Source organism: Kitasatospora sp. NPDC059327, from assembly GCF_042752535.1.
GTDB lineage: Bacteria > Actinomycetota > Actinomycetes > Streptomycetales > Streptomycetaceae > Kitasatospora.
This window is the reverse complement of the sequence record NZ_JBHYYB010000097.1, coordinates 19,587-34,484: the sequence shown is the minus strand read 5'-3', so window position 1 is coordinate 34,484 and position 14,898 is coordinate 19,587. Positions and strand designations below refer to the sequence as shown.

13 protein-coding genes are annotated in these 14,898 nt (G+C 74.6%); 3 read left to right on the top strand and 10 right to left on the bottom strand.

The window, feature by feature from the left end; all coding sequences use genetic code 11:
* Positions 1–65: 65 nt before the first annotated feature.
* The 5 genes from ACFXHB_RS36435 to ACFXHB_RS36415 all read right to left on the bottom strand — a co-directional run bounded on the left by ACFXHB_RS36435 (position 66) and on the right by ACFXHB_RS36415 (position 6,436).
* A complete protein-coding gene (locus ACFXHB_RS36435) occupies positions 66–887 on the bottom strand; it encodes a purine-nucleoside phosphorylase (RefSeq protein ID WP_380579916.1) in 822 nt (273 codons plus the stop codon).
* Positions 888–1,014: 127 nt separating this feature from the next.
* Positions 1,015–2,115 (bottom strand): NlpC/P60 family protein, encoded by a 1,101-nt coding sequence (locus ACFXHB_RS36430; protein ID WP_380579914.1) that lies wholly within the window; start codon positions 2,113–2,115, stop codon positions 1,015–1,017.
* A gap of 62 nt (positions 2,116–2,177) precedes the next feature.
* Positions 2,178–2,660: a poly-gamma-glutamate biosynthesis protein PgsC/CapC gene (locus tag ACFXHB_RS36425; RefSeq protein ID WP_380579913.1), complete on the bottom strand. Its 483-nt coding sequence runs from the start codon at positions 2,658–2,660 to the stop codon at positions 2,178–2,180.
* Positions 2,657–4,168, bottom strand: a complete 1,512-nt coding sequence (pgsB, locus tag ACFXHB_RS36420; RefSeq protein ID WP_380579910.1) for a poly-gamma-glutamate synthase PgsB — start codon at positions 4,166–4,168, stop codon at positions 2,657–2,659. The genes ACFXHB_RS36425 and pgsB overlap by 4 nt, the downstream gene beginning before the upstream one ends.
* A 15-nt stretch (positions 4,169–4,183) precedes the next feature.
* Positions 4,184–6,436 carry a HAMP domain-containing protein gene (locus tag ACFXHB_RS36415; protein ID WP_380579908.1) on the bottom strand — a complete coding sequence of 751 codons (2,253 nt, stop codon included), beginning with the start codon at positions 6,434–6,436 and terminating at the stop codon, positions 4,184–4,186.
* Between the two features lie 230 nt (positions 6,437–6,666).
* Here ACFXHB_RS36415 and ACFXHB_RS36410 point away from each other — a divergent pair, with 230 nt between their 5' ends.
* Entirely contained in the window at positions 6,667–7,650 is a 984-nt protein-coding gene (locus ACFXHB_RS36410; RefSeq protein ID WP_380579906.1) for a hypothetical protein, read from the top strand.
* 6 nt (positions 7,651–7,656) lie between these two features.
* Here ACFXHB_RS36410 and ACFXHB_RS36405 read toward each other — a convergent pair whose 3' ends face one another.
* On the bottom strand, positions 7,657–8,094 hold the full coding sequence (locus ACFXHB_RS36405; protein ID WP_380579904.1) for a gamma-glutamylcyclotransferase: 438 nt from the start codon (positions 8,092–8,094) through the stop codon (positions 7,657–7,659).
* A 99-nt stretch (positions 8,095–8,193) separates the two neighbouring features.
* Here ACFXHB_RS36405 and ACFXHB_RS36400 point away from each other — a divergent pair, with 99 nt between their 5' ends.
* Both ACFXHB_RS36400 and ACFXHB_RS36395 read left to right on the top strand, forming a co-directional pair.
* Positions 8,194–9,648 carry an NAD(P)H-quinone dehydrogenase gene (locus tag ACFXHB_RS36400; protein WP_380579902.1) on the top strand — a complete coding sequence of 485 codons (1,455 nt, stop codon included), beginning with the start codon at positions 8,194–8,196 and terminating at the stop codon, positions 9,646–9,648.
* Between the two features lie 236 nt (positions 9,649–9,884).
* Positions 9,885–10,838 carry a DeoR/GlpR family DNA-binding transcription regulator gene (locus ACFXHB_RS36395; RefSeq protein ID WP_380579920.1) on the top strand — a complete coding sequence of 318 codons (954 nt, stop codon included), beginning with the start codon at positions 9,885–9,887 and terminating at the stop codon, positions 10,836–10,838.
* Between the two features lie 126 nt (positions 10,839–10,964).
* On the opposite strand, the gene ACFXHB_RS36390 is transcribed toward ACFXHB_RS36395, so the two are convergent.
* The 4 genes from ACFXHB_RS36390 to mmpB form a co-directional block, all read right to left on the bottom strand.
* The gene (locus ACFXHB_RS36390) at positions 10,965–12,740 is read right to left on the bottom strand and encodes an acetyl/propionyl/methylcrotonyl-CoA carboxylase subunit alpha (protein WP_380579900.1); all 1,776 of its coding nucleotides are present in this window, start codon (positions 12,738–12,740) and stop codon (positions 10,965–10,967) included.
* Between the two features lie 219 nt (positions 12,741–12,959).
* Positions 12,960–13,697 (bottom strand): hypothetical protein, encoded by a 738-nt coding sequence (locus tag ACFXHB_RS36385; RefSeq protein ID WP_380579898.1) that lies wholly within the window; start codon positions 13,695–13,697, stop codon positions 12,960–12,962.
* A 182-nt stretch (positions 13,698–13,879) separates the two neighbouring features.
* Positions 13,880–14,479: a nucleoside triphosphate pyrophosphatase gene (locus ACFXHB_RS36380; protein ID WP_380579896.1), complete on the bottom strand. Its 600-nt coding sequence runs from the start codon at positions 14,477–14,479 to the stop codon at positions 13,880–13,882.
* Positions 14,480–14,581: 102 nt separating this feature from the next.
* Positions 14,582–14,707 carry a morphogenic membrane protein MmpB gene (gene mmpB / locus ACFXHB_RS36375; protein ID WP_380579894.1) on the bottom strand — a complete coding sequence of 42 codons (126 nt, stop codon included), beginning with the start codon at positions 14,705–14,707 and terminating at the stop codon, positions 14,582–14,584.
* Positions 14,708–14,898 lie beyond the last annotated feature (191 nt).

Below are 14,898 nucleotides of genomic sequence, written 5' to 3'. Positions count from 1 at the left end.
GCTGTGATCCGCTGATCACAGCCGCCCGCGGACCCCGTCGCTCACGATTGTGCGTCAGAGCCGGGTCAGATCCGCTCAAGGACCTTCGCGAGCAGCGTGCCCATGCGCTCGGCGGAGGCCTTGCCGGCCTCCAGCACCTCGGCGTGGTTGAGCGGCTCGCCGGTGATGCCCGCGGCCAGGTTGGTGACCAGCGAGATGCCGAGCACCTCGGCGCCGGCCTCGCGGGCGGCGATGGCCTCCAGCGTGGTGGACATGCCGACCAGCTCGCCACCGATCACCCGGGCCATGTTGACCTCGGCCGGGGTCTCGTAGTGCGGGCCGCGGAACTGCACGTAGACGGCCTCGTCGAGGCTGGAGTCCACCTCGCGGCAGAGGTCGCGCAGCCGCTTGGAGTACAGGTCCGTGAGGTCGACGAAGTTGGCGCCGACGATCGGGGAGTCCGCGGTCAGGTTGATGTGGTCGCTGATCAGCACCGGCTGGCCGGGGACCCAGCCCTGGCGCAGACCGCCGCAGCCGTTGGTCAGCACGATGATGCCGCAGCCCGCGGCGGCCGCGGTGCGCACGCCGTGGACCACGGTGGCCACGCCGTGGCCCTCGTAGTAGTGGTTGCGGCCCAGGAAGATCAGGGCGCGCTTGTCGCCGATCTTCACCGAGCGGATGGTGCCGGCGTGGCCGGCCACGGCGGGGGCGGGGAAGCCCGGGAGTTCGGTGACCGGGAACTCCGCGACCGTCTCGCCGAGGGCCTCGGCGGCCGGCACCCAGCCGGAGCCCATCACCAGGGCGACGTCGTGGCGCTCGGCGCCGGTCAGCTCGCGCAGGCGCTCGGCGGCGGCCTGGGCGGCGGCGTAGGGGTCGGCGGAGACGACCGACTGAGGAGATGCGTTCACAGGTCCGAGGATAGACGGGAATCGGCTACGCGCGTAGAAGATCCTGGTACGACGTGCCGGATCGTTACCCGGATGGCGTGAAAGTACAGCTCGGAGGCCTGCTTCCGGGCCTCCGGGCGGGAGCAATCTACAGCCGCTTCGCGCTGCGCAGTCCCTTCGCGTACAGGCCGTTGTCGTCCAGGCGGGCGGTGCCGCCCTTGTCGCCGAAGGTCGGGCCGTTCGCCTCCTCGCGGCTGGAGATGTAGCGGGGGTGGCCGTCGGTGTCCAGGCCGAGGTAGATGCCGGTGTGGTCGAGCCGGGCGCCGGTGCGCGCGTCGATCTCGAAGAAGACCAGGTCACCGGGTTGCAGCGGGTCGATCGAGGCGGGCCGCAGGGTGGTGTCGGAGCCGGGGGCGGTGGTCAGCGGCAGCACCGGGACCCCGGGGGCGAGCCGGGCCAGGCCGTTGGCGGTGCGGGGCAGACCGGCGCCGGCCGCGTCCTTGCTGAGCAGCGGGTACCCGGAGCGGTAGCCGTAGACCATCCGGACGAACCCGGAGCAGTCGAAGGAGCCGTAGCGGCTCTTGTCGGGCTGCTTGGTGACCTTGTCGGCGAAGGTGTACGCGGTACCGAGGTAGTCCACGAAGTCGGTCTGCTCCAGCCGCAGGTCGTTGCCGGCCGAACCGTTGGGGTTGAGCGGGCCGAACGAGGCGTCGCCCCTGACCCGCACGCCCTTGGCGTCCCGGCCCTCCGGCGCGCCCGCCAGGTACTGGACGGCGATCGCCAGCACGTCGTCCCCGGTCGAGCCGAGCGACTGCTGGAACCAGGTGCGGAACCACCCCTCGGTCTCCGCCCCGGGCCGCCAGGCTTGCGGCAGCAGCCGGACCCAGCTGTCACTGACCAGGGTGGCCGCGGTCGTGCCCGGTTCGGCGAAGGTACGGCTCGGGCCGGCCAGGACGGCGGTCCGGGCGCCGTCGGTCAGGGTGGCGAGCACCCCGCCGCGGGAGTCCCGCACGACCGTGCGGTCCGGGCCGGCCAGCCGCTCGTAGCGGTACCCGACGGCGGCCGCGGCGGTGCCGGCGGCGGGGGCGGCCGGGCTCGCCGCGGCGGTGGCGGCGATCAGCGGGGCGGTGCCGACGCCCTCGGCGGGCAGCCGGTCGCGGTCCCGCAGCTGCACGGTGAGGTAGCCGCCGGCGGCCAGCAGGCTGACCGCGAGGCCGGTGCTGAGCAGGGACTTCCGAGTGACGGGCATGAGGGGCCTGGCTTCCTGCGGGTGCTGGGGGGTGGGGGCGCTACCGGGGACGGGTACCGCGATCAGGTGCCGGGGAGTGCGCCGAGCAGCACGCCGGCGGTGAGCACCACGTAGTTGGCGAGGGTCACCGTGCCGGTCGCCATCAGGGTGGCGGCCCGGGGCTGGCGGACCAGCTGGTAGGCGATCAGGCCGGGGACGATGAAGCCGAGCGTCTGGTTCGCGTACAGGGTGGGCAGCTCGCGCTGGAGCACCAGCATCACGGTGGCCTGGAGCAGGACACCGATCAGCACCACGGCGGCGAACAGCCGCTTGCCGTAGAGGATCACCAGCTTCTGGACGGCCCGGGTGGCGAGGTAGGTCAGCGCCGTCACCCCGATCACGAGGGCCACCCGCTGGAGGTCCTCGACCAGGGTGAGGGCCAGCCAGCCGGGGGTGATCATGCCGCCGGGGGAGAGGTTGGTGGTCAGGTAGCAGACGAGCGAGAAGACCAGGCCGAGCGCGATGCCGATGGCGGCGATCTCGGGTGTGAGCTCGGTGGGGATCACTGCTGGTCTCCGTGGGGGAAGGGGGTGGTCCGGCGGGTGGGGGCGGGGGCGAACCAGGAGTCCGGCAGCGGCTCGGGGACGTACACCGGCTGGGCGGAGGGGGGCTCGGTGGGCCCGGGGGCGGTGGGCCAGGGCTGGGCGTAGCCGTGTTCGGGGTACGCGGGCTGGGCGTACGCGGGCTCGGCGTACGCGGGCTCGGGGTACGCGGGCTGCGGGTAGCCGTGTCCGGCGTACCCGTGCTGCGCGGACGGGGGCGCCGTCGGCCACGCGTCCGGCGTCGTCGCGTACCCGGGCTCGGGCTCGGGCGCCGCCTCCGGCTCCGGCGCCTCGTCCGGGGCGAGCCGGGCGAGCTCCTCCAGGAGCAGCTCGCCCTGGCCGTGGATGTTGCCGATCGCGACCAGCGAGGAGTCCGGTCCGAGTTCGGCCAGCAGGTCGGCGGTGAGCGCCGCCGGGTCGCGCCGGTCGCCGCCGAGGTCGACCACCCGGCCCGGCCAGCCGGCCGGGATGCCGTCCCGGGCGCTGCGGGTGGGGTGGCCGATCAGGAAGACGGTGTCCGGGTCGAGGTCCGGCACGATCTGGCCCATCTGGCCGTTGCGCTCGACCCGGTCCGGGCGGCAGTTGATCACGACGTTGAGCGGCCGGTGGATCGCGCCGAGGCTCTCCAGCTGACGGACGTTCATCAGGGTGGACTCGGGGTCGTTGGCCGCGAAGACGTTGGCGAACCGCAGCCGCCCGCCGTCCTCGGTGCGGTACCGCTCGACGGAGAGCACGCCCGGATCCGGCGGGGCCTGCCACATCCCCCGCAGCGCCGTCTGCCGTTCGATGCCGAGCAGCTCGGCGACGGCGAGGGCGATGGCCACGTTCTCCTTGAAGGTGAACCAGCTGAAGCCGCGCAGCTCCTCGTCGGTGACCGACTCCGGGTCCACCACGATCAGCTCGCAGTCCCGCGCGGCCGCCTCCGCGCGCAGGATGTGCGCGCGGTCCCGCTCGGCGGTGACGCAGACGCCGCCGACCGGCATCGAGCGGGAGAGCGACCGGGCCACGTCGTCCAGCGTCGGGCCCATCTCGGCCAGGTGGTCCTCACGGACGTTGCAGAGCACGCCGATGGTGGAGCGGATCAGCTTGGTCTGGTTGACCTCCTGGAGCGCCGGCATCACCGCCATGCACTCGATCACCAGGGCGTGCGGGCGATAGGTCGCGGCCCGGCGGACGATGCCGATCTGCTCCACCACGTTGGCGATGCCGAACTTGCGGTAGACCGGCTCCTCGGTCGCGTCGGGGTGGATGAACCGGGCCGCGGTGCCGGTGGTCTTGGCCACCGTCACCAGGCCGCCGCCGCGCAGCGCGCCCGCGCAGAGCCGGGTGATCGAGCTCTTGCCGCGGATGCCGTTGACCAGGACCCGGGTCGGGATCTGCTCCAGCGCGGCGTAGTGCCGGCGCTGCTCGACGATGCCCGCGACCAGCAGGACGGCGCAGCACACCAGCAGCACGAGGTACAGGAAGAGCACGGGGGGCGGTCCTTCTCAGCGGGTGGCGGTGGCGGTCGTGGCGGCGGCGGTCGGTCCGGCCGGGGCGCGGCGGGCGGCCCGTTCCAGGTCCTGACGGATCAGCTCCAGGCTGCGGGCGACGGCTCCGACCTCGTCGTGGTGGACGGGGTGGAGCACGGTGCGGCGGTCCCCGGCGGCCAGGGCCTCGGCGCTCGCGGTGAGACGGCGCAGCGGCAGGCCGACGGCGATGAAGAGCCAGCCGAGGCAGAGCGCGGCGGCGGCGAGGCCGAGCATGCCGGCCAGGACGGCGCGCCGGTCGGCCCGGTTCTGGTCGAGGTGCAGCCAGGCCACCGGGTGCGCGGTGACCACCGACCAGCCGAGCCGGGCGACGGCGCCGTTGCCGCCGAGCGGGGCCGCGGCCAGCAGGGCGGGTTCGCCGCCGGTGCGGACCACGTCGACGGCGGCCTTCTTCCCGGCGTCGGCCAGGACGGCCCCGGCCCGGGGGTCGGGAAGTTCGCCGAAGGAGCTGTAGCCCTCGTTCGCGGCGAGGACGCGCCGGCGGTCGTCGACCAGCCAGACCCGGCCGAGACCGGGCCTGGTCAGCAGTCCGCTCAGGAAGTCGGTCTTGAACTCGCCGACCAGGACCGGCCCCCGGGGCTCGGCGGCCTCCTGGCCGTCCTGGCCGTTCTCGTCGTCCTCCTCGGCCGGGGTGGCGGTGAGCGCCGCGCGGGCGGCGATCCGGGGCTCCTTGCCGGAGCGGTTGAGCAGCAGGACGCCGCTCGCGCCGAGCGCCTGCGGCCCGGTCCGGTGCGGTGCCTCGCCGGCCCGGGCGAGCACCTCGCCGTCGGCCCCGAGGACGTAGAGCGAGCGGTACCGGTCGTGCTCGGCCAGGGTGGTGCGCAGCAGCGTCCCGGCCTTGCCGACGGAGGCCTCGGCGAGGGCCGGCGCGAGTGAGCGCAGATCGGCGTAGCCCTCGTTGAGGGCCTGGCGGATCCGGTCGGCGGAGGTGTCGGTGCGGTCCCGCTGTCCGGCCACCACCTGGGCGGGGACGCGGACCCGCGGGTCGCCGCCGCCGAGCAGCAGCAGCGGTCCCGACCAGGCGAGGACGACCACGGCGCACAGGGCCAGCGGCAGCGCGGTGCCGGGGCGGCGCCGGGCGGGGCGGGCGGTGGCCGGCGGTCGGGCCGGGTCGAGCAGTTGGAGCCGCAGCTCCTCCAGGGCGCGGGTGGTGCGCCCGGCCTCGCCGCGCCGGGGGCCGGTGACCGGCCGGTCGAGCTCCCCCCGGGTGAGGCGGCGGGCCTCCAGGAAGAGGCGCAGCAGCGGACGCTGGAGCGTGCGGACCAGGTACCGGGCCAGCAGCAGGGCGAGGGCCAGCAGCGCGCCGGCGGCGGCCAGGCCGAGGGCCGGATGACGCAGGCTGCCCGGCTTCGCGTCGAGGGCGCTGGTGGAGACGACGGTGAGGCCGAGCGCGGTGGCCGGGTCGGACCCGTCCGGGGCGGCGACGGCCGCGTAGCCGGCCACCCGGCGGACGCCCTTGGCGTCCGGGCTGCCGGCGAGGCTGCCCGAGACGGCCTTGCCGGGGGCCGGGCGCTCGTGGACGGCGCGCTCGCGGGCCCCGGCGACCAGCCGGCGGTCCGGCTCGGCGGTCAGCGCGGCACCGGTGGAGTCCAGGACGGACCCGGCGGCGTCGAGGACCTGGACGGTCTGCTCCTCGCGGGTGGCGACGCCGGGCAGCCGCAGGTTGTCGGAGGCGACCAGCAGGGCGCGACCGTCGTCCGCCGTGCTGACCAGGGCGAAGGTGAGCAGCCTGGTCCCGGCGGTCGAGGGCATCAGCAGCGGCGCGGGCGCGGTGTCGGTGACCTTGCCGAGGTCGAGGCCGGCCAGCGGGACGGTCTCGCCGCGGGCGGCGAGCAGCCGGCCGGTGTCGGGCCGGACGATCACGGTGCCGCGCCACTTCCGGTAGGCCTGGCCCAGCGCGGTCAGCACGGCGGCCGGCTCGGCGGGCGCGCCGTCGTAGTGGGCGGCGGCCCGGCGCAGGTCGGTGGCGCTCTCGTGGAGTCCGGCGCGCAGCGAGGCGGCGGTGTCCTCGGCGGCGTACTGGTGGGACTCCCGGACGGCCCGCGGGGTGTCGTCCACCCGGAGACCACCGACGGCCAGCGCGGTGATCGTGGCGACGGCGAGCAGCAGGACCAGCAGCAGCGCGATCGGCGGGCGGATCCCGCCGAGCAGCGGCATGTCGGCCCGGCGGCGATAGCGGTGCTGTCGCGGCGGGGTGGGTGCCGTACTCACGGGAGGCCTCGTCATCGGGTTCGGGGGTGGCGGCGCGCTCCACCTCCCCTTGGAGCCCCGCCGGGACCAGGAATGGTCAAGCCCTGGTCAAAACCTGAACAGCCTACGAAGTGCTTTTTGGAATCTCGTCTCGTTCGGATTTCGAACCGGGGAATCTTTGGTCTCAAAAGGTTTCAGGCATGGATTCCTTTGGCGGCAGGGTAGGTTCTCGGCTCATGGAAACTCGGCCCGTGGGGAGAACGCGCGTGCGGCGCGCGGTGCCGCTGTCGGCGGCGCTGCTCCTGGTCCTCGCCGCCCTGGCCGTCGTGCTGACGGTCGCGGCGCGCGGCTCCGGCGGGCACCCCGCCACCGTGCCCGCCGACGGGGTCGGACCGACCGGGCCGGCGCCGGTGGACCTGGCGGCCCGGGTCGACGAGTACACCGCGGACTTCGGCCCGGACGGGCCCTACACCGTCCCGGACCAGGCGCAGCGCCGGGCGGTGGCGGACGGCGTGCTGGCGGCGCTCGACGGCCGGCCCGAGCGGGCCGGGCCGGTGCTGGCCGCGGTCGGCTACCGGCTGAGCGAGTTCACCGAGGCGGGCAGTGGGCGCCGGGTGGCCGAGATCGCCGAGAGCCCGGGGCGGGCGGCGGACGACCGGGGCTGGGGCCGGGTCTACCTCGACCTCTCGGCGAAGGCGGCCTGGTCGGTGCAGGTGCCGCACCCCGTCTCCGACAGCCGGACCGAGCGGCTCGGGGTGGACGTCTTCCGGGCCGGGCCGGGCGGGGTCCTGGTGCTCGCCGGGGCGCACCGCAGGGCGGGCCCGGACGGCTCCTCGGACGTGGCGCACCGCGCCGACACCGTGTTCGCGGCGGTGGTGGAGGCGCTGACGGCGCGCGGACTGCCGGGCCTCCAGCTGCACGGCTTCGACGAGGGCAGCCTGCCGGGGCAGGACGCGGTCGTCTCCGGCGGCGCCGGCCCGGCCGGGCCGGCCGCCGAGCTCACCGCCGGCGGACTCGGGCAGGCCGGGTTCGCGGTCTGCCGCGCCTGGCGGGAGAAGTGCGGTCAGCTGACCGGCACCACCAACGTCGAGGGCCGGTTCGCGGCCGGTCTCGGGGTGCCGTGGATCCACGTCGAGCTGGGTGCCGGGCCGCGCACCGAGCCGCGCCGGCGGGCGTCCGTGACGGCGGCGCTGGCCGCCACCACCGCCTCCTGGCGTACCGGGGCTACGCCGTAGCGCCGGTCAGCAGGGGCGGCGGCGCAGGTCCAGGACGTAGTCGTGCGGCGCGCCGGCGCTCTCCGCGGCGTCCGCGACCAGGCCCAGGTAGCGGGCGGCGGGCAGACCGCCCTCGTAGTCGTTGAGCACGTACGTCCAGACCGGGATGTCGCCGTCCAGGGTGTGCGCGCGCAGCCTGATCTTGCGGTAGATGCCGAGCTGGACGCCCTCCCAGCGGTCCAGGCCCTCCTCGTCCATCGGCGCGACGTCGTACAGCGAGACGAAGACCTGCTCCTTCTCGTCCTCGACCACGGTGGCCAGCGAGCCCTCCCAGCCGAGCTGCTCGCCGCCGAAGGTGAGGCGCCAGCCGTCCAGCCAACCGGTCCCGCGCAGTGGGGAGTGCGGGGCTCGGCGGGTCATCTGCCGGGCATCGAGGTTGGTGGCATACGCGGCGTAGAGGGGCATGGGGTGCAGCCTAGACCGTCCGTCGGACCGTCCGGGGCGACTGGGCGATCGAACAGGAGCCCCGACCCCGGCGTGGCACCGCGCTCGGCGTACGGGACAATGGTGGACGTGACTCGGATCGTGATCATCGGTGGCGGACCCGGCGGCTACGAGGCGGCGCTCGTCGCCTCCCAGCTCGGCGCGGAGGTGACCGTCGTCGATCGCGACGGTCTGGGTGGATCGGCGGTGCTCACGGACTGCGTGCCGTCGAAGACCCTGATCGCGACCGCGGAGGTGATGACGACCTTCGACAGCTCGTACGAAGAGCTGGGCATCATCGTCGCCGACGACACCCCGCCGCTGGAGCGCGAGGCGCGGGTGGTCGGCGTGGACCTCGGCAAGGTCAACCGACGCGTCAAGCGCCTCGCCATCGCCCAGTCCCACGACATCACCCAGTCGGTGACCCGGGCCGGCGTCACCGTGCTGCGCGGCCGGGGCCGGCTCGGCGGCGGCGGGCAGGCCGTGGACGGTTCCCGCGAGGTGCTGGTGGACGCGCCCGACGGCAGTGTTCAGTCGCTGCGCGCCGACGCGGTGCTGATCGCCACCGGCGCGCACCCGCGCGAGCTGCCGGACGCCCAGCCGGACGGCGAGCGGATCCTGACCTGGACCCAGGTGTACGACCTGGAGGAGCTGCCGCGCGAGCTGATCGTGGTCGGCTCCGGCGTCACCGGCGCGGAGTTCGCCGGCGCGTACCAGGCGCTCGGCTCCAAGGTCACCCTGGTGTCGAGCCGCGACCGGGTGCTGCCGGGCGAGGACCCGGACGCCGCCGAGGTGCTGGAGGAGGTCTTCCGCCGCCGCGGCATGAACGTGATGAGCCGCAGCCGGGCCGAGGGCGCCAAGAGGGTGGGCGACCAGGTCGAGGTGACGCTCTCCGACGGCACGGTGATCAAGGGCACGCACTGCCTGATGGCGGTCGGCTCGATCCCCAACACCGCCGGGCTGGGCCTGGAGGAGGCCGGGGTCAAGCTCAACGACTGGGGCCAGATCCAGGTCGACCGGGTCTCCCGCACCAGCGCCCCCGGCGTGTACGCGGCCGGTGACTGCACCGGGGTCTTCATGCTCGCCTCGGTGGCGGCCATGCAGGGCCGGATCGCGATGTACCACGCGCTCGGCGACGCGGTGCAGCCGCTGAACCTGAAGACCGTGGCCTCCAACGTCTTCACCGACCCGGAGATCGCCACCGTCGGCTACACCGCCGCCGACGTGAGTTGCGGCAAGATGGACGCGGTCGAGGTCAAGCTGCCGCTGCGCGGCAACCCGCGGGCCAAGATGCAGGGCATCCGGGACGGTTTCGTGAAGCTGTTCTGCCGCCCGGGCACCGGCATCGTGGTCGGCGGCGTGGTGGTCGCCCCGCGCGCCAGCGAGCTGATCCACCCGATCGCGCTCGCGGTGGACGCCAATCTGACGGTCGAACAGGTGGCCAGCGCCTTCACCGTCTATCCGTCCGTCTCCGGCTCGACCGCCGAGGCCGCCCGCCAGCTGCACATCCGCAAGCGGGCCGGGGGCGAATCCTGAGCGCCTGACGCGCAGTTGAGGGCGGCTGCCGTACGGCGGCCGCCCTTCGCGCGGGACGGGTCGTCACCCGGACGGCGGGCGCAGTCCCGGGTTGCTGACGGCGCGTATTGTACGGTCACGCGCCGCTCGTGCGTGAGCAATTCCCGCTACTAGCTGCAAACGCCTGAAAGCAGACGGTCACGCAGGTTACCGTCGGTTCTGTGTTTGCAGCAGAACGTCGCCAGTTGATCCTCGAAATGGTGCGCGCCAACGGAGCCGTCTCGCTCCGTGAACTGGCCCGCGTCGTCCAGACCTCCGAAGTGACCGTACGTCGTGACGTACGGGCGCTGGAGGCAGAAGGGCTCCTCGACCGCCGGCACGGCGGCGCGGTGCTCCCCGGCGGCTTCAGCCGCGAACCAGGCTATCCGCAGAAGACCCACCTCTCCGCGGCCGAGAAGAGCGCCATCGCCGATCTCGCCGCGGGACTGGTGGAGGAGGGCGACGCCGTGGTGGTCGGCGCCGGGACCACCACCCAGGAGCTGGCCCGCCGGCTGGCCAGAGTCCCCGGGCTGACGGTGGTCACCAACTCCCTGCTGGTCGCCCAGGCGCTGGCCCACGCCAACCGGGTGGAGGTGGTGATGACCGGCGGCACCCTGCGGGGCTCCAACTACGCCCTGGTGGGCAGCGGCGCCGAGCAGTCGCTGCACGGGCTGCGGGTCTCCAAGGCGTTCATCTCCGGCAGTGGACTGACCGCCGATCGCGGGCTGTCGACCACGAACATGCTCTCCGCGAGCGTGGACCGGGCTCTGGTGCAGTCGGCTGCCGAGGTCATCGTCCTCGCCGACCACACCAAGCTCGGCGCGGACACCATGTTCCAGACCGTCCCGACCGAGACGATCACCCGGCTGGTCACCGACGAGCGCGCCGCCGCCGACGACACCACCGCGCGCGAGCTGGACGCGCTCGCCGACTGCGGGGTGCAGATCGACCTGGCGCCCCTGGGCGCCCCGCCGAGCGGGGACGCCCCCGTGCACGGCACCGGCAGCGGGCCCGTCCACCAGACCCAGCCCGGCCCGCTGGCCCGGCGGACCGCCCCGCCGCCCGGTGGCGCCCCGCTGCCCGGCCAGCGCCGCCCCGGCGCGCACGGCGGCCCCGGCGGCCCGCTGCCGGCCCGGCTCGCCGAGCTGGGGGCCGTCCCGCGCGGGCGCTGAGCCCGGCCCGCGAGCAGAACCCGCGCCGAGCCGCGCCGGGCGTGGACCCGCGCCCGCGGCGAGCCGGAAACGGAACCGGTCCGCACACCCCGAGGGGCGTACGGACCGGTCCGGCGGCCGGAGCCGTCAGTCCTTGATCTCGCAGAGCGCCGCGCCACTGCTGACGCTGCCGCCGACCTCGGCCTTGAGGCCGACGACGGTGCCCGCCTTGTGCGCGTTCAGCGGCTGCTCCATCTTCATCGCCTCCAGGACGACGATCAGCTCGCCCTCGGCGACGACCTGACCCTCCTCGACGGCGACCTTGACGATGGTGCCCTGCATCGGCGAGGCCAGGGTGTCACCGCTGACCGCCGAGCCGGCCTTCTTGGCGCCGACCCGGCGCTTCGCCTTGGCCGCACCGCCGGGGGCGGCGGCCGGAGCCGACGCGACGCCCAGCGAGGACGGCAGCGAGACCTCGATCCGCTTGCCGCCGACCTCGACCACCACGGTCTCCCGGCCCTCGGCCTCCTCGCCCTCACCGGGCGCGCCGGCGAACGCGGGGATGGTGTTCTGGAACTCGGTCTCGATCCACCGGGTGAAGATCGTGAACGGCCCGTCGACGCCGTGCACCTCGGGCGCGAACGCCGGGTCGGCCACGACCACGCGGTGGAACGGGATGGCGGTGGCCATGCCCTCGACCTTGAACTCGGCCAGCGCGCGGGCGGCGCGCTGCAGCGCCTGCTTGCGGGTGGCGCCGGTGACGACCAGCTTGGCGAGCAGCGAGTCCCAGGCGGGGCCGATGACCGAGCCGCTCTCGACGCCCGCGTCCAGCCGGACGCCCGGGCCGGACGGCGGCGCGAACAGCGTCACCGTGCCGGGGGCGGGCAGGAAGCCGCGGCCCGGGTCCTCGCCGTTGATGCGGAACTCGATCGAGTGACCCCGCACCTCCGGGTCGTCGTACCCGAGCTCCTCGCCGTCGGCGATCCGGAACATCTCGCGGACCAGGTCGATCCCGGTGACCTCCTCGGAGACCGGGTGCTCCACCTGGAGGCGGGTGTTGACCTCCAGGAAGGAGATCAGCCCGTCCTGGGAGACCAGGAACTCGCAGGTCCCGGCGCCGACGTAGCCGGCCTCCTTGAGGATGGCTTTGGACGCCCGGTACAGCTCGGCGTTCTGCTCGGGGGTGAGGAACGGCGCGGGCGCCTCCTCGACCAGCTTCTGGTGCCGGCGCTGCAGCGAGCAGTCACGGGTCGAGACGACCACCACGTTGCCGTGCTGGTCGGCCAGACACTGGGTCTCGACGTGCCGGGGGTTGTCCAGGTACTGCTCGACGAAGCACTCGCCGCGACCGAAGGCGGCGACCGCCTCGCGGACCGCGGACTCGAACAGCTCCGGGATCTCCTCCAGCGTGCGGGCGACCTTCAGGCCGCGGCCGCCACCGCCGAACGCCGCCTTGATGGCGACCGGGAGGCCGTGCTCCCGGGCGAACGCGACGACCTCGTCGGCGCCCGCGACCGGGTCCGGCGTACCGGCGACCAGCGGGGCACCGGCGCGCTGCGCCACGTGCCGGGCGGTGACCTTGTCACCGAGGTCGCGGATGGCCTGCGGCGGCGGGCCGATCCAGGTCAGGCCCGCGTCGAGGACGGCCTGGGCGAACTCGGCGTTCTCCGACAGGAAGCCGTAACCGGGGTGGACGGCGTTCGCCCCCGAGTCCGCGGCGGCCTTGAGGACCTTCGTGATGTCGAGGTAGCTGGTACCGGGGGTGTCGCCGCCCAGCGCGTAAGCCTCGTCGGCCGCGCGGACGTGCAGCGCATCCCGGTCCGGCTCGGCGTAGACGGCGACGCTGGCGATACCGGCGTCCGAGCAGGCCCGGGCGACGCGGACGGCGATTTCTCCGCGGTTGGCGATGAGCACCTTGCGCACTGTGGCTCCCTTCTTGAACCTGGTCGAGTTTATGGATTTCTGGGCAGTACCGGCGAGTAGCCCCAGGTTGTGAACTATCCCACACGGAGGGTGATGCGTTCGGAGGCCCGATCCGCGACCCGTCCGGGTCTTCCCAGGTGGTGGCCGGTGCCGCCGGCGGGGGCCGTCCCGTGCGGACGGTGACGGGGCGGCGCGTCGGGGCGGTGGCCTTGGCCACACTCACCCGGCAGGGGCCGTGGAGGCGGTCCTTTCCCGGGCCTGGGCGGTCACGTCGGCGGCCAGTTCCACCACATCGGGTCCGTAGGCCTGCGGGTTGACGACCCTGAGGACCACGGCGAACGTACCGTCCTCACCGTACCGGCGGGCGAGCCGGCGGTGGTTGGCGACGAGGTAGCGGACGCCGGCGTGGTTGGCGACGCCGGTCTGACCGGAGATCAGGAAGACCGGGCGCCCGCCCTCGGGGGTGGGGAGGCGGGCCAGCAGGGCGTACACCTCGTTCTCCCAGTCGACGGTGAAGGACCGGTCGCCCACCACGATGACGTTCGCCGGCCCGTCCGACCCGCTGGTGACGGTCACCCCGGGCAGGCCCCAGGCCAGGTGGGCGGCCATCCGCTCGTTGCTGCTGGGGCCGCCGAAGCAGAACTCGGTCTTGGCGCCCAGGCCGCGGTGGACGGCGTCGTGCGCGACCAGCTCGGTCTGCGCGCCGCACTCCTTCACCAGCGCGGCCAGCTCCATCAGCGCGTAGGCGTCGCGCCGGGTGACCGTCCGGGCGTGCGCGCCGACCCCGACGCTGCGGTTCACCACGATCAGGCACTCACCGCCGGCCGGCAGACCGAAGAACGAGCGGACCCGCTCCAGCCGCCTCCTACGGCGCAGGTTCTGCGCGAGCCAGCCGAGCGACGCGCTGATCGCGCTCGCCACCAGCCCGAGCAGCACGTTGAGCAGACTGTCGGTCATCGGCCTGTCCCCTCCCCGTTCGAACGGCGGCGGTCAGCCTAGCGGGCGCCCGGGACGGCCACGGGGCCGGACGGTGGACGGCCCCCGGCGCACCGCGGTCGCGCGACGATCCGCCGGCCGGCCCGGGGAGCCGCCCGGGGAGCCCGGCCCGCCGGGCCTCCGAACGAGGCCCGGCCCGCCGGTCAGACCCAGAGGTCGGTGATCCGGACGCCGAGGTCGGCGAGGAGCCGGCGCAGCAGCGGCAGCGAGAGGCCGATGACGTTGCCCGGGTCGCCGTCGATGCCGTCGACGAACGGCGCCGAGCGGCCGTCCAGGGTGAACGCGCCGGCCACGTGCAGCGGCTCGCCGGAGGCGATGTAGGCGGCGACCTCGGCGTCGTCGGGGGTGCCGAAGCGGACGGTGGTGGAGGCGGTGGCCGAGGACTGCCGGCCGGTCACGGTGTCGATCACGCAGTGCCCGGTGCGCAGCACCCCGGACCGGCCGCGCATCGCCTGCCAGCGGGCCAGCGCCTCGGTGGCGTCGGCGGGCTTGCCGAGCGCCTGCCCGTCCAGCTCCAGCACCGAGTCGCAGCCGATCACCAGCTCGCCGCCGGTCAGGTCGGCGGCGACCGCCTTGGCCTTGGCCTCGGCGAGCACGAGGGCGAGTTCGGCGGGGGTGGCGGCGGTGATGGCGTCCTCGTCGACGCCGCTGACCACCACGCGCGGGTCGAGGCCCGCTTGGCGCAGCAGCCCGAGGCGGGCGGGGGAGGCGGAGGCGAGGACGAGGGCGCGGCGGTCGGTCATGCCCACCAGGGTAGGGGTCGGCCGAGTGCCCGTCCGTCGGGCCGGTGCCCGTCTGTCGGCCGGTGCCCGTCCGTCGGGCCGGAGACCGCGGCCCGCGGGCGTTCAGATCATCAGCAGGACGGCGATCAGCAGGAGGGAGGCCGCGAGCACGTGGCCGGCACGGCGCAGCTTCTCCTGCGTCCGGCGGGCCTCCGGGGAGGGCTCGTCGCGGGGGTCTGACCAGAGCACCCCTCCAGGGTGCGCCGCGCCGCCGGGGTGACGCCTGAGTACGCGTACTCAGCTTTCGGGGCAATCCGGGCGTGCCCGGGCCCGGATCGCCGGGGGGCGGGGGGTCGCCGGGGGGGGGGGGGGGGCCCCCCCCCCGCGCGGGGGTAACAGGCCCACCCCCCGCCGCCCCCCCCGGTTTAGCCCGGGCGCGG

Bases quoted from the DNA above. Each gene is read 5' to 3' on its own strand.
- ACFXHB_RS36380 (WP_380579896.1), bottom strand. From the start codon at position 14,479: ATGACCGACCGCCGCGCCCTCGTCCTCGCCTCCGCCTCCCCCGCCCGC.
- ACFXHB_RS36405 (WP_380579904.1), bottom strand. From the start codon at position 8,094: ATGCCCCTCTACGCCGCGTATGCCACCAACCTCGATGCCCGGCAGATG.
- ACFXHB_RS36385 (WP_380579898.1), bottom strand. From the start codon at position 13,697: ATGACCGACAGTCTGCTCAACGTGCTGCTCGGGCTGGTGGCGAGCGCG.
- ACFXHB_RS36395 (WP_380579920.1), top strand. From the start codon at position 9,885: ATGGTGCGCGCCAACGGAGCCGTCTCGCTCCGTGAACTGGCCCGCGTC.
- ACFXHB_RS36430 (WP_380579914.1), bottom strand. From the start codon at position 2,115: ATGCCCGTCACTCGGAAGTCCCTGCTCAGCACCGGCCTCGCGGTCAGC.
- ACFXHB_RS36400 (WP_380579902.1), top strand. From the start codon at position 8,194: ATGGTGGACGTGACTCGGATCGTGATCATCGGTGGCGGACCCGGCGGC.